Origin of the sequence: Umezawaea sp. Da 62-37 (genome assembly GCF_032460545.1) — a bacterium.
In the GTDB taxonomy this organism is placed as follows: Bacteria; Actinomycetota; Actinomycetes; order Mycobacteriales; family Pseudonocardiaceae; genus Umezawaea.
In genome coordinates, this window is record NZ_CP135965.1 from 748,518 (window position 1) to 762,162 (window position 13,645).

Consider the following 13,645-nt stretch of genomic DNA (forward strand, 5'->3'; position numbering starts at 1 on the left):
CTGGCGGCACTTGCGGGCGGTCCCGCGCCGTGATCGGAACACTACGGCTGGTGAGAACACCGCGGCAAAGCCAAACAGGGTATTGACCGAAAGCCGGCACCACTCGGTCATTCCCCCGACAATCGCGGAGTTGGGGATGCCCGTTCGGATATCCCGCCGAGCCCCGATTGCCCGAACGGTCATCGCGCGTCTCAGCACGATACCGAAACGAACAGTGGACATTATCCAGAAAAGCGGAGAGTTCATAATGCCGAAACACCCGACTCGTTGACACCGCACAGACCGCCGCGAATTGGATCCCTTTTCTCCATGCCGGTCGACCAAGATCACTCCGGTTAACACCGTCCACTGCGGATCGCATCGACGCGCACGACCGCCGAACCCGCGCCGCGGACGGGTCGCGAATGCCGGCGGAGGGACGCATATGCCGGAGAACGCGAAAAGGGATCCGCGATGGTCGCATCGCGGATCCCTTGGTGCCGACGAACGGATTGTGAAAGAAATTCGGCGGATACGGCGCTCGGACGGCGGCACTAGCGGCCGTCGATCACCAGGCTTCCCCTCGGCACGCCGTCGACGTGCAGGGCGATGGAGGCGGACACCCTTCGGCGGGCCACCTCCCAGCCGTGGCAGATCATCTCCGGGTAGCTTTCCCAGGATTCGCCCGCGGAGAGCGACATCTCGATCGAGGACACGGTGAAATACGAGTTCTTCCGGCCGTTCCCGCTCGCTTTCGCGACGACCGCGGCGACCTGGCGGGCCGCCTCCAGGACCAGGCTGGCGGCGTGCACGCCCGCGTCGCCGGGGGCCGAGGGGCCCACCATGTCCGCGACCAGGTAGTCCTCGGTGGTCTTGCGAGGAGGGCCGATGAGCATCCGCCACGACGCCTGCGCGTCCAGCAGGCCGTGTCCGGCGCGCCTGCCGGGACTCATGATCCACGGCGCGAGCAGCTCGTCGTCGTCATCGTCCGAATGCGACATCCACAGCCGTCCGACGCACACGACGACAGCTCCCTGGATCACCTCGAAAGGCACACAACTCGTACCGGGCCTCAGGTCCGGGAATCCGAGCCGCAGATCCGCGGGCACACCGCGCTCGCAGAGTCCGGGGAATTTCGCCTCGACCGATCGCAGTCGTGAGGACATCCGGTCCGGGTCGATACGGCCGAGCATCGTCGTCGCCGCCCGGACGGCGGCGTCGAAAAGCGCCGCGGGAGGCACGTGGTCCAGGGTCGGGTCGGCGAAGAAGGAGTCGCCCTTCACCTCGTCGGTTCCCACCCACCTCGTTCCGGACAGCGCGTTACCGACTTCATCGACTCGAACGTCCACGTCAGACATTCCTCACCTCCAAATCGATCTCGCGGTTCGACCCCGACGCTACGCGGATTCCCGTAGCCGATACCTGTGGAGCTACCGAAGTCTGGAGCCGAACAATGGGGTGCGTCGACAACCGATGGAGGGGGAACCACTCCAAGCAGGCGCGGACGCTGACCGGTTACCCATCCGGCAACCCTGGAGAACCATGCCCGAGAGGGCAATCGCCGATATTCCCGATGTCCGAGCGGACTTCACCGGGCAGACGAAAACCACCGGACCAGGAGGTCCGGTGGTCGTCGTTCTCGCGGAACCGCTACTACGTCGTGACGGGAGCCGGTTCCGCGGATTCCACCGGGACCGCCCGCGCGCGCAATGCCCAGAGCGGTCTGCCTTCGGCCAGCATCCTCCGGCGCAGCAGCACGATGTAGGCGATGTCGAGGGCGACCATCGTCGGCACCAGCACCAGGAACAGCAGGCGGGAGGGGTACAGCAGGAATCCGGTGAACCCGGCGAAGAGCGAGCCGACGAACTTCGCGGTCGCGATGTGCATGGACTGCCCCACCGAGGACCCGCGCCGCTTGAGCATCAGGATGAAGGCGGCGCTGAGCGGCACGTTGATGATCATGCCGATGTACATGCCGTCGAGGTCGTGGAACTCGTTCGCGCCGGCCATCACGACCAGCGACGCCCACACCAGGACACCGACGACCGACCAGCGGAACACCCGCGGTGACAGCCGGGGGTAGTCGACCCGCCCGTACCGGAACACCTGGTAGAGCAGGACGACGTTGATCACCACCCAGGAGAGGTTGATCCCCCGCTGCGCGGGCGTCTGCTCCAGCAGGAAGGTGAGGCTGAACTCCCAGGCGAAGTTCACCGCCACCAGGTACGCGGGGATGCCCACCCGCCCGTCGGCGAAGGCCTGTCGGATCGCCAGCACGTAGGTCAGCATCCAGCCGATCGCGGTGGGGCCCGCGACCGACCAGAACAGCCACTGCGGCACGGCGGCCGCGCCGATCGAGACCGGTGCGATGTCCGACATCGGGAAGAGGGGCGGGGGCAGCCAGTCCATGGTGCGCTCCTTCGCCGTTCGGGAGGGTGGTGGGCGGGGTCCTGGCCGGTCAGAGGCTGGGCACGATGGAGTCGAGCCCGAAGAACGCGCCGCCGTAGAGCTCGCGGCCGACGTGCACGTTGAGCATCGCGTGCCGCGCGGCGGTGTTGGCGTCGCGCCAGTACTGCTGCATCGGGCTCGACTCGGCGAACGCCGCGGCGCCGTGCAGCCACATCAGCTCGTCGAGCGCGGTGGTCACCAGGCTCACCGCCTGCCCGACGTCGCCGCGGATCCGGCGCAGTTCGCTGTCGGGCAGGGCGATCGCCGCCGCGGCGGCCTCGTCGATCACGTCGGCGGCGCGCCGCAGGTGCAGTTCGGCCGCGTCGATGGTCAGCGCCGTCCGGCCGAGCGAGGAGACGAACGTCTGCGAGTCGGGCTGGCTCTTGTAGACCGTCGGCGCGACACCGCGTCCCGGTGCCCGGTCGACGACCACCGCGCGCGCCGCCTGTCCGACGCCGACCACGACCGACGCGCAGATGACGGCCATCGCGGCCACGGCGGGCGTGCGGAACAGCGGCGGCAGCGAGAGGTCGGTGGCGTTGTCGCGGCCGAGCTGCACCCGGAAGGGGATCACCCGGTGCTCGGGGACGAACACCTCGGTGGCGACGGAGGTGTGGCTGCCGGTGGCGCGCATGCCGACCGTGGCCCAGGTGTCCTCGACCGTCAGCTCGGAGACGGGCACGAGCACCGACACCGGCTGGACGACCTCGCCGTCGGCGTCGGTCTCCAGGGCGCTCAGGATCGCCCAGTCGTCGTGCAGGATCCCCGAGGAGTAGGGCCACTTGCCGGAGAGCAGGTACCCGCCGTCGGCGCGGACCGCCTTGCCCATCGCGACGAAGACCGAGGCGAGCTTGGCGCCGGGGTTGGCGCCGAACACCTCGTCCCGCGCCACCTCGGGGAACCGCGAGGCGAGCAGGTTGGACCCGTTGATGTTGTTGACCACCCACGAGGTCGACGGGCAGTACCTGGCAAGGGACTTGGTGACCTCGCTGAGGGTGCGGACGTCGGTTTCCAGGCCCCCGTAGGACTGGGCGGTCCAGAGCATGCCGACCTGGGACTCCTCGACGGCCCGCACCGTCGCGTCGGGCAGTCGGCGTTCGCGGTCGCCCTGGGCGACTCCGTCCGCGAGGACCTGGCCGATCGAGTGGACCCGTTCCACCAGTTCGACCCGCAGTTCCTTCGCGTCCGTGCGCACGTTCGTCATGTGACTGCCTTCCTGGGTCAGTGGGCGAGGCGGTGGAAACCGCTCGCGTGGTACACCAGCGGGAGGACCGCGGCGTCCGACTCGACGCGCCGGATCCGCAGCAGCGCGAGGACGTGGTCCCCGGCCGGGATCTCCTGTTCGAGCGAGCACTCGAGCCACGCGGGCGTCCCGGTGAACCGGATGGCGCCGCCGTCGCCCGCGCACCAGTCTTCCGCTGTGAAGCGGTGTTCCGCGGGCGCCGCGAGGCGCCTCGCGGTCTCGGCGTGCTCGGCGCCGAGCACGCTGACCCCGATCCGGTCAGCGGTGCGCAGCCGTTCCCACGTCCTGGAGGTCTCCATCACGCAGATCGACACCAGCGGCGGGTCGAGGGACACGGTGGTGAACGAGCTCACCGCGATGCCGAGCGCGGTCCCGTCGACCAGTGCCGCGATCGCCGTGACACCGGAGGGGAACTGGCCGAAGGCGCGGCGCAGGTCGGGGCGCGGCAACGGCGGCGCGGTCTGCCGGTCCTGGATCACCGGGCTCACCACTCCGGCGGATCGGAGACGAGGTTGGTGATGTCGAAGTAGTCCCGCCACGCGCTGATGCGGCCGCCGCGCAGCTCGAACGCCGCCATCACCTTGAGGTTGCGGGCGATGGCCGTGCCGTCCTCGCGGAGCATGTCCTCGACCCGCTCCACGAGCACCGTGTCGCCCGCGGTGGCCATGTGCCGGAAGCGGACCTCCAGCCGGGCGAAGTCGGGCGGCATGAGCTTGAGGATCTCGGGTTTGCCGTGGCACGGCGGCGTTCCGGGGTTCTCCCAGACGCAGTCGTCGGTGAGGTGGCGGTCCACAGTGGACGCGATGTCGGCCGGGGTCGGCCCCATGCCGGTGAGGAAGTCGCGCACGATCCGCTCGTGTTCGGTGGTGGACAAGGGTTCAGCTCCCGGTGGTCGTGGTGTCGCGGTGGCCGAGGATCCGGCGGAGCACCGCGGTGAGTTCCCGGCCCGCGTTCTCGCCGCCGTCCTCGGAGGCGCGCCAGGCGATGTGGTTGTCCGGCCGCACCAGGACGGCGCCGCCCTCGGCGATCCCCTTCACCGCGGACCACGCGCCGTCGGCGTCGTGGTAGCGGGCGGCGTCGGGTTCGGTGCCGATGGGCACGACGGTGATCGCCACGCCGCAGGTGTCGGCGGCCTCCTTGGCCGCGACCGCCCAGCCGTCCTCCACCGATCCGGTGATCAGCGCGAAGCCGCCGCGGTCGCCGACGAGGTCGTGGGAGGACACGCGGTCGGCGCCGCGGGTCAGCCACGCGTGCGGCAACCGGTGTCCCGGCCTGGTGACCGGGTGGTAGTCGGCGCCCATCGGGTCCCGCGGCGGTGGCGGCGAGCCGTCCGGCACCAGCGCGCCGGTCTCGTAGGCGAACCCGATCTCGATGTCGTGCGCCTGGTACTCGACCCGCTGGGTCGCGAAGACCTCGTCGGCCCTGACCCGCCGGGTCTCCCCCATCGGGGTGTCGGAGAACAGCGCCTCGAAGTTGGTCCGCGTGGCCTCCGGCGGCTGGCCGGGGAACAGGCCCAGACCCGCGTGGGCGACCGCGTGGTTGCGGAAGGCGTACATCGCCCAGCTCACGTTGCGGTGCGCGGTGGGCAGTCGTTCGGCCTCGTAGGACTCCAGCAGCGCGTCGTCGGCCCGGCCGTCGAGCACGGCGGCCAGCTTCCAGGCGATGTTGTGCGCGTCCTGGATCGCCGAGTTCAGGCCTAGGCCGGTGGCCGGCGGCTGGCGGTGCGCGGCGTCGCCCGCGAGGAACACCCTGCCGACCCGGAACCCGTCCGCGATGACCGCTTCCGGGTGGTACTTGCTCACCTGGTGGATCACCACGTCGAGGTCCGGCAGCTTCAGCAGTTCGCGCACCCTGGCAATCGCGGCGTCCTCACCCAAATCAGGGGTCACGCCCGCCGGGAAATGGAAATGCAATGCCCATTCCTCGGAAGCGAGTCCCCAACTCGGCCCCATCGCCACCATTCCGTAGCGGGAAATCATCCCGCCGTCCGGACTCACGAAATTGGTGATCAGAACGGAATCACCGGGCCACCACCGCGAGAGGTCCGCGCTGAAGTGGACGGAGATCACGTCGAACGCGCCGCCGTCGCCCGCCATCCCCACGCCGAGCGCCGCGCCGATGCTCCGACCGCCGTCCGCGCCCAGCAGGTAGCGGGCCCGCACGGTGCGGCTGACCCCGGTCGCCCGGTCGGTCACCACGGCGGTCACGCCGGTGTCGTCCTGGGTGAACCCGTCCATCACCTGGTTGAACAGCACGCTGCCCGGCGCCCGCTCGTCGGCGTGCTCGCGCATCAGCGGCTCGAGGCGGTGCTGCGGGAGGTTGGTCGACGGGCAGGGGCTGTCGGCGGCGTACGGCCCGGCCGTCGAACGCCCGCCGAACGCGTCCATCCGGTGGAGGTCGCGGCCGTCCAGCGGCCCGTCACCGGCCAGCGAGGTGCGCCAGACGACCTCGCCGATGTTCGCCAGCGGGGCGCTGACCCGGTACACGTCGTCGGCGAGCCCGTGCTGCCGGAAGATCTCCATGGTGCGCTGGTTGAGGTAGTGGGCCCTGGGCAGGACGGAGGTCGACTCCCGCCGTTCGACCAGCAGGTGGTCGACGCCGAGGTCGGACAGGAATATGGACGCGGCGAGCCCGCATCCGCCGCCCCCCACAATGAGCACCGGCACTTCGACGTCAAACATTGGTTTCTCCTCGGACGAGGCGAACGGAACACGTGTCGAATCAGCGATCGGATCAATCATCGGTTGCTACAGTGGCCGCATGGTCGACCACCAACCCTTTCCGCTGAGAGCCGACGCGGCGCGAAACTTCTTCAAGATCGTGAACGCGGCGGAGAAGCTTTTCATCGAACAGGGAATCGACGTCCAGCTGGAGGAGATAGCCTCCGAGGCGGGCGTCGGCACCACCACGCTGTTCCGGCGGTTCGCCAACAAGGCGGCGCTCATCAAGGCGGTGCTGGACCGGCAGGCCGACGGGGTCATGGCCCCGGCCCTCGAGAGCGCCGCGCGGGAGCCCGACGCGCGGAAAGCCCTGCTGATGGTGCTGGAACCGGCGCTGACCACGAACTCCGACAAGAAGCTCCTGCTCGCGGCGGCGGCGACGGTCGGCCTGATGAACATGGACCTGCCGACGGCGTTCATCGACGGCCTGAACAGGATCATCAGGCGCGGCCAGGCCGACGGCGTGTTCCGGGAGGACCTCACCGAGGAGGACACGCCCCGGCTGATGATGATGCTCACCGGACCGCTCGCCTCCTTCGAACCGGGCAGCGACGGCTGGCGCCGTTACCTGTTCCTGCTCGTGGACGCGCTCTGCGTGGTCGACGCGCCGACACCGCTGCCACCTGCCCTTCCGCTTCCCGAGGTCTACCCGCCGTTCGACGGCCGCTAGTCGCGGTCGGCGATGAGCTCGCGGGCCTTGCGGACGCCGCGGGCGCTGTTCCAACCGATGACGCCGACGACCCGTCCGCCCGACTCGGCCGCGGCGACGAACTTCCGCGTGGCGGGGTCGCCCTCCAGCACCCGGATGGTGTGGGCGCCCGAGAGGTCCCCGAACACCTGCATCCGGATGTCGTACTGGTCGGTCCAGAAGTAGGGCACCGGGACGTAGGGCTTGTTGGCGCCCATGATGTTGTCGGCCACCGCCAGCCCCTGCTCGGTGGCGTTGGTGCGGTTCTCCAGCCGGACGCTGCGCGCCTGCCGCTCGTGCCACCACCGCGCCACGTCGCCGACCGCGTAGATGTTGTCCGCGGCCCGGCACCTGGAGTCGCAGACGACGCCGTCGTCCAGGATCAGGCCGCTGTCCTCCAGCCAGTCGGTGGCGGGCGTGGACCCGACGGCCACCACCACGACGTCCGCGGCGACCAGCCCGGCCGAGGTGAGCACCTCGGTGATCCGGCCGTTCGACACGACCGGCGCCTCGGCCTTCGTGCCGGTCAGCACCTCGACGCCGTTGGCCCGGTGCAGTCCGGCCAGCATCTCGCCGATCTCGGGCCCGACCTGGGCGCCCATCGGCACCGGCGCCGGGTCGACCACGGTCACGCCGAGGCCGAGCTGACGGCCCGTCGCGGCGATCTCGCAGCCCAGGACCCCCGCGCCGAGCACGATCAGGCGTTCGGCCGCGGCCAGTTCCGCGCGCAGCCGCTCCACGTCGTCGAGCGTGCGGAGCACGTGCGTGCCCGCCAGGCCGTCGAACGCGCCGAGCCTGCGGGGCGCCAACCCGGTCGCGATCACCAGGTCGCCGTAGGGCAGGCGCCGTCCTCCGGAGACGACGACCTCCTGCCGCCGGACGTCCACCGACACGGCCCTGCTGCTCAGCACCAGGTCGATGTCGAGCGCCGCCAGGTCGGCCGGGGCGCGCAGCGCGGTCTGGTCGGCGCCCCACACCCCGGACAGCACCTTCTTGGACAGCGGCGGCCGGTCGTAGGGCTGGTGGACCTCGTCCCCGATGAGCCGGATGGAGCCGGTGAAGCCCCGCCTGCGCAGCGACTCCGCGGTGGCCAGTCCGGCCGCCGACGCGCCGACCACGAGCACGTCGCTCACGGGGCACCCCCGCGGTCGCGGACGATGATCGCGGCGGCCGGGCAGAGCAGCGCGGCCTCGCGGACGTGCTCGTGCTCGTCGTCCGGCGGGTTCGCGTCCAGCAGGACCACGACACCGTCGTCGTCGCGCTGGTCGAACACCTCGGGCGCCGCCACCACGCAGTGCCCGGCGGCGACGCACCGGGGCTCGTCGATCTCGACCTGCATGACCATCGTCGCCTCCTGACGGGTTACCACGCGACCGGCAGCTTGTTCACACCGAAGACCAGCGCCGTGGTCCGGTAGTCGATCTTCTGGTCCTGGTCGAGGAGCCGCAGGCCGGGGAACCGGTTGAACAGGGCGGGCAGGGCCACCCGCAGCTCCATGCGGGCCAGCTGCTGGCCGAGGCACTGGTGGGCGCCGTAGCCGAAGGTGACGTGGGGCTGCGGCGGCCTGCGCACGTCCAGGACGTCGAGGTCCCGGTCGCTGGAGTTCGGGTCGCGGTTGGCGACCAGGATCGACACGACGACCCGTTCGCCCTGCTTGATGACCTCGCCGTCGCGCAGGCAGAAGTCCTCGGCCGCCTGGCGCGGCATGATCGTGGCGGGCGCGATGTAGCGCAGCAGCTCCTCGATCGCGCCGTCGACCGCCTCCGGCTCGTCGCGCATGATCGCGAGCTGGTCGGGGTTCTCCAGCAGCAGCGCGGCGCTGGCCGAGAGCATGCTGGCGGTCGTCTCGTGCCCGGCGATGAGCAGCATGTTGCCGATGCCGACCAGCTCGTCGTCGGACAGCTCGGCGCCGAAGTCGCGCACCACGCCGCCGAGCAGGTTGTCGCCCGGCTCCTCGCGGTGGGCCGCGACCAACGTGGACATGTAGGCGTCCATGTCCTTGAGGTTCTGGATCTGCTCCTCGAAGGTCGTGTTGACGTCCAGCCCGACCTTCGCGCGGCGCTGGAAGTCGTCGCGGTCCTCGTAGGGCACGCCCAGCAGCTCGCAGATGACCTGGGTCGGGATGGGGGTGCTGAACACCGTCACGAGGTCGGCGCCCTGGCCCGCCTCCTCCAGCGCGGCGAGCCTGGCCTCGACGATCCCCTCGATCATCGGGCGCAGCGAGCGCACCCGCTTGATCGTGAACGTGCCGGTGAGCATGCGCCGCAGCCGGGAGTGGTCGGCGCCGTTGTAGTTGAGCAGGTTGCCCGGCTGGTTGAGCATGGTCCGGGGCTGGTCGGGGTCGAAGACGAAGCCCATCTGGAGGCGGTCGTCGCTCAGGGCGCTCTTGGCGTCCTCGTACCGCGTGATCGCCACGGCGTCGAACTCGCCGAGCAGCGGACTGGGCACCTTGACCCGCGGCAGCGCGTCTTCCTTCTGGATCTCGTAGAGCCCGGCGGCGGGGTCGAACGGGCAGCCGGCGGCGCGAGCCGCGATCGGGAGCACCTTGGGTTCGGGCATGGAATTGCCTCTCTGTCCCAGGAGGAGAAGGGGGCGGGAATAATAAGTGGGAGTTGACACCCACTTAATTCAGGCAAGTTAGCAGTGGTCGAAGCGCAGTGGCAACAGGGCTTTTCTGGAATTCGGACCGCTGTCCATCCACAATGGATGTCTATTCGGAACGGACCCCCGATGAAGGGACCGCGACGGGTCTGCGTGAATCGTTTCCGGGCGGCGTCCGGACGTGCCGGACGGGGATCACCCCGCTCACGAGGAGCGCGACGACGGAGCTCACGACACCCGTCACCGCGACGAGCACGAAGGCGCTCCGCAGCGGGATGTCCACTCCCCCAACGGATGTGCTCAGCCGGGTGAAGATGACACCCACCACCGCACCCGCCATCGACGAGCCGATGGACCGCATCAGCGTGTTGAAACCGTTCGCGGCACCGGTCTCGCCCGGCGACACCGACCCCATGATCAGGGCGGGCATCGCGCCGTAGGCGAACCCGACGCCCGCGTTGGTCACCACCGTGCCGAACACGAGACCGGCGGTGGATCCCAGCCAGACCAGGCAGGCCACGTACCCGAGTCCGATGAGGACCGTCCCGAGCACCAGGGAGAACTTCGGTCCGCGCGCCGCCGAGAGCTTGGCCCCCACCGGTGACGCGATCATCATCGCGGCCCCCGCGGGCACCATCCACAACCCCGCCGAGATCATCGAGTGGCCGAGGCCGTGCCCCGTGGAGACGGGGAGCTGGAGCAGTTGCGGCACCACGAGGATCTGCGCGTACATCGCGAAGCCGACGACGACCGACGCGGTGTTCGTGAGGAGCACCGGCCGCCGGGCGGCGGTGGCGAAGTCGATCAGCGGGTCGGTCACCCGTCGTTCCCACCAGGCCCAGGCCACGAGCGCGACCGCCGCGCCGACGAACAGCGCGAGGGTCGTGGGACTGGACCAGCCCCACTCGCCGCCGTGGGAGATCGCCAGCAGCAGCGCGGTCAGCCCGGCGGTCATGCCGAGCGCGCCGACGAGGTCGAAGCTGCCGTGCGCGAGCCCCGGCGCCACCGGGACCAGCCACACCACCAGCACGGCGATCACCGCGGTCAGCGCGGCGACACCCCAGAACAGCAGGTGCCAGTCGCCGAGCTGCGCCACGATCCCGCCGACGGGCAGCCCGAACGCCGAGCCGACACCGAGGACGGAGGACGTCAGCGCGATCGCCGTGCCGACCCGCCGCGGCGACAGGACGTCGCGCAGCAGGCTGATCCCCAGGGGCACGATCGCCATGCCCACGCCCTGGAGCGCCCGTCCGACGACCATCGGCGCGAGCGAGTCGGCCACCGCGCAGAGCAGCGACCCGGCCGTCAGCAGCGCCAGCACGACCAGCACCAGCCGCCGTTTGCCGTAGAGGTCGCCGAGCCTGCCGATGACCGGGCTGATGACCGCGCCGGCGAGCATCGCCGCGATGACCACCCAGAAGGTGCCCGCCGTGCCCGCGTGCAGCAGGCCCGGCAGCTCGCCGAGCAACGGGACCACCAGGGTCTGCGTCATCGCGGCCACACCGGCGGCCAGGGCGATGACGACCACGATGGCGCGTTCGGCCCGATCGGGCCGCGCCCCGTTCACCGGGACGCTCCGCCGCGGCCGCACGGGCCGTCGCACTCTTCGCACACCATGCCCACCTCACTGAACCGTCTGGACGTGCCGCGCCGGGATCCGGCCGGACGGGGCGCGGACGGTCTTCGTCGACCGCCGGAGCGGCGGTCCACCGCCTCATCGCTCCACCCGTTGGCCAGACGCTAGCATTATTTGGCATGGTGTGCCATTTTGGCTACCAGTGACATCGACACCGGGGGTCCGTACGACGGGCGCGGTGCCGACCCGTCCGACGACTGGAGGAGAATGTGGGACGTGACAGCAGAGCCCGACGAGGCGCAGGCGGACCGCGGCCGCGGCAGGCCGCCGATGACCGAGCGGCGGAAGGAGATCATCCGGCTGCAGATCGCGACGGTGGCGCTTGACCTCTTCAAGTCGCAGGGCGTCGCCGCCACGTCCGTCGAGCAGATCGCGGACGGGCTGGGCATCTCGACCCGCACCCTGTGGCGGTACTCCCCGTCCAAGGAGGGCTGCGTCCTCCCCCTGCTCCAGCACGGGATCGCGGTCGTCGTGCAGAAGTTCCACGAGTGGCCGCGCGACATGCCGCTGCTCGAACAGCTGCTGCACGAGGAGGACCTCGCCGAGGCGACCCCCGAGTCCACTTTGGACCTCGTGCGGCTGACCCGCACGGAGCCCGCCATCCGGTCGGTCTGGCTGCAGAGCCACCTCGACTCGGAGAGCGCCTTCGCGGGGGTCATCGCCGAACGCACCGGCCTGCCGCCGGACGCGCTGGAGACCAAGGTACAGGCGGGCATGTTGAACGTCGCGCTCCGCATCGCGCTGGAGCACTACGCCTGGACCATCGACCAGGGCGTCGAGGAGCCGGGCAGCATGACCGACGCGACGCAGACCGCCTTGCGCACGGCCATCAAGGGCCTCGCGATGTGACCTCGACGGCTCGGGGTCGCACCGGCGAACCGGGCACCGACCGACCGCCGGGGGCGGTCGGTTCGCGCCAAGCCACCGCGGTCGGTTCGCGCCACTGACGACGGGGCGCGGACGCGGGCCGCACCGGACTCACCGGCCCCCGGAATTCCCGCCGAATCGTCCTTCCGGCCACTCATCAGCACCGGTTGGCGGGTGCAGACGCGGACTTCCGCGCCCATTCACCCGGATCGACCCCGACCGGTATCCGAACGCGCGGTGGAAAGGTGCCCTCACGGACCTCCACACCGCCCGAACAGACCGCTACCCTTGTGCCCGCAACAACTCCATTTCGCCTCGAAAAGCCCGGTGAAAGCCTCCGGGAACGGATCCGCGGACCCACTTCCGGGCCGGAACAGTCCATGACCCGTTCCCCTTCGGGCCCCCATCGTCCGGCTTTGAAGACAATTCACAACACCACTTCTACAGTCAGTTGCATGACGGAGACGGATGTGCCTCAGGTAGCCGATCCCGAGATAGCAGCACTGGTCCGCGCCGAAGTGGAATTCCGGTGGCCCGACGGCATTTCCGGTCTCGACGAGGTCGTGCGCTACGGATTGGTCCCATTCGGCAAGATGATGGGCCCGTGGATGTTGATCCGATCGGCGCTGGCCGTCGGCGGTGAAATGTCACAGGTCCTTCCGGCCGCGGTCGCGGTGGAATGCATCCAGGTCGGCGCGATGATGCACGACGACATCATCGACGGCGACCCGCAGCGGCGGAGCAAACGCGCCGCCCACTCGGCCTACGGATCGTCGACGGCCATTCTGGGCGGCGACGGCCTGTTCTTCCACGGTTTCGCCGCGCTGGCCCGCTGCCAGGAGGCCGGTGTCCCGGTCGACCGCGTCGGCCGGGCGCTGACCATCCTCTCCGAGACCGGCCTGCGCATCGGCGAGGCGGCGCTCACGGAGGTCCGGATGAGCCGCACCGTCTGCTCCACCGCCACCTACCTCAACATGATCAAGGACAAGAGCGGGGCGCTGCTCTGGATGGCGTGCGGGCTCGGCGCCACGCTCAGCGGAGCCGACGACGCCTCCCTCGCGGCGCTCAAGCAGTACAGCGACCTGCTCGGAGTCGGCTACCAGATCCGCGACGACCTGATGGCCTTCGACGGGACCAATGCCGGAAAACCGAACATCTCGGACATCCGCAACGGCAGGCCCACCCTGCCGGTGCTGCTCGCGCACCGCCGCGCGCCGCGCGACAAGCAGCGCGTCATCGAGCACCTGCTCGCCGACACCTCCTCCCCCCTGGAGGAGCGCCACGAGGCGATGGCGGAACTGGCGAACGCCTTCGGGGCCGTGGAATCGGCGCGGGCGATGTCGCACCGCTACGCGCGTCTGGCCGGACGCGCGTTGGACAGCCTGCCCCCGACCGCACATCGGGACGCCCTCGCGGAACTCACCGTGCCCGGTCGTCTGGTGTAGCGCGCGGACGCACTCGAG

General features: G+C 70.2%; 13 protein-coding genes. 3 read left to right on the plus strand and 10 right to left on the minus strand.

All coding sequences use genetic code 11. The features are described from left to right. Window positions 1-533 precede the first annotated feature (533 nt). The 6 genes from RM788_RS03190 to RM788_RS03215 form a co-directional block, all read right to left on the minus strand. The gene (locus tag RM788_RS03190; RefSeq protein ID WP_315929967.1) at window positions 534-1,277 is read right to left on the minus strand and encodes a hypothetical protein; all 744 of its coding nucleotides are present in this window, start codon (window positions 1,275-1,277) and stop codon (window positions 534-536) included. 355 nt (window positions 1,278-1,632) lie between these two features. Beyond that, window positions 1,633-2,388, minus strand: a complete 756-nt coding sequence (locus RM788_RS03195; RefSeq protein ID WP_315929968.1) for a transmembrane-type terpene cyclase — start codon at window positions 2,386-2,388, stop codon at window positions 1,633-1,635. A gap of 49 nt (window positions 2,389-2,437) precedes the next feature. Further along, complete coding sequence (locus RM788_RS03200) at window positions 2,438-3,631, minus strand: acyl-CoA dehydrogenase family protein (RefSeq protein WP_315929969.1); 1,194 nt, start codon at window positions 3,629-3,631, stop codon at window positions 2,438-2,440. A 17-nt stretch (window positions 3,632-3,648) separates the two neighbouring features. Then, the gene (locus RM788_RS03205; RefSeq protein WP_315929970.1) at window positions 3,649-4,149 is read right to left on the minus strand and encodes a flavin reductase family protein; all 501 of its coding nucleotides are present in this window, start codon (window positions 4,147-4,149) and stop codon (window positions 3,649-3,651) included. A 5-nt stretch (window positions 4,150-4,154) separates the two neighbouring features. Next, on the minus strand, window positions 4,155-4,544 hold the full coding sequence (locus RM788_RS03210) for a limonene-1,2-epoxide hydrolase family protein (protein WP_315929971.1): 390 nt from the start codon (window positions 4,542-4,544) through the stop codon (window positions 4,155-4,157). 4 nt (window positions 4,545-4,548) lie between these two features. After that, entirely contained in the window at window positions 4,549-6,351 is a 1,803-nt protein-coding gene (locus RM788_RS03215; RefSeq protein ID WP_315929972.1) for an FAD-dependent monooxygenase, read from the minus strand. A 79-nt stretch (window positions 6,352-6,430) separates the two neighbouring features. Here RM788_RS03215 and RM788_RS03220 point away from each other — a divergent pair, with 79 nt between their 5' ends. Further along, window positions 6,431-7,060 (plus strand): TetR/AcrR family transcriptional regulator, encoded by a 630-nt coding sequence (locus RM788_RS03220; RefSeq protein ID WP_315929973.1) that lies wholly within the window; start codon window positions 6,431-6,433, stop codon window positions 7,058-7,060. On the opposite strand, the gene RM788_RS03225 is transcribed toward RM788_RS03220, so the two are convergent. From RM788_RS03225 to RM788_RS03240, 4 genes are all read right to left on the minus strand, one after another. Further along, window positions 7,057-8,211 carry an NAD(P)/FAD-dependent oxidoreductase gene (locus RM788_RS03225; RefSeq protein ID WP_315929974.1) on the minus strand — a complete coding sequence of 385 codons (1,155 nt, stop codon included), beginning with the start codon at window positions 8,209-8,211 and terminating at the stop codon, window positions 7,057-7,059. The two genes, RM788_RS03220 and RM788_RS03225, sit on opposite strands and share 4 nt — an antisense overlap. After that, window positions 8,208-8,417: a ferredoxin gene (locus RM788_RS03230; protein WP_315934968.1), complete on the minus strand. Its 210-nt coding sequence runs from the start codon at window positions 8,415-8,417 to the stop codon at window positions 8,208-8,210. Before RM788_RS03230 ends, RM788_RS03225 begins: the two co-directional genes overlap by 4 nt. Window positions 8,418-8,440: 23 nt before the next feature. Beyond that, window positions 8,441-9,637, minus strand: coding sequence for a cytochrome P450 (locus tag RM788_RS03235; RefSeq protein ID WP_315929975.1), 1,197 nt, complete (start codon window positions 9,635-9,637; stop codon window positions 8,441-8,443). 151 nt (window positions 9,638-9,788) lie between these two features. After that, window positions 9,789-11,291: an MFS transporter gene (locus RM788_RS03240; RefSeq protein WP_315929976.1), complete on the minus strand. Its 1,503-nt coding sequence runs from the start codon at window positions 11,289-11,291 to the stop codon at window positions 9,789-9,791. Between the two features lie 240 nt (window positions 11,292-11,531). On the opposite strand from RM788_RS03240, the gene RM788_RS03245 reads away from it, so the two are divergent. Together RM788_RS03245 and RM788_RS03250 are read left to right on the plus strand one after the other, a co-directional pair. Further along, on the plus strand, window positions 11,532-12,164 hold the full coding sequence (locus RM788_RS03245; RefSeq protein ID WP_315929977.1) for a TetR/AcrR family transcriptional regulator: 633 nt from the start codon (window positions 11,532-11,534) through the stop codon (window positions 12,162-12,164). Window positions 12,165-12,637: 473 nt separating this feature from the next. Beyond that, entirely contained in the window at window positions 12,638-13,627 is a 990-nt protein-coding gene (locus RM788_RS03250; RefSeq protein WP_315929978.1) for a polyprenyl synthetase family protein, read from the plus strand. The last annotated feature ends 18 nt before the right edge of the window (window positions 13,628-13,645 follow it).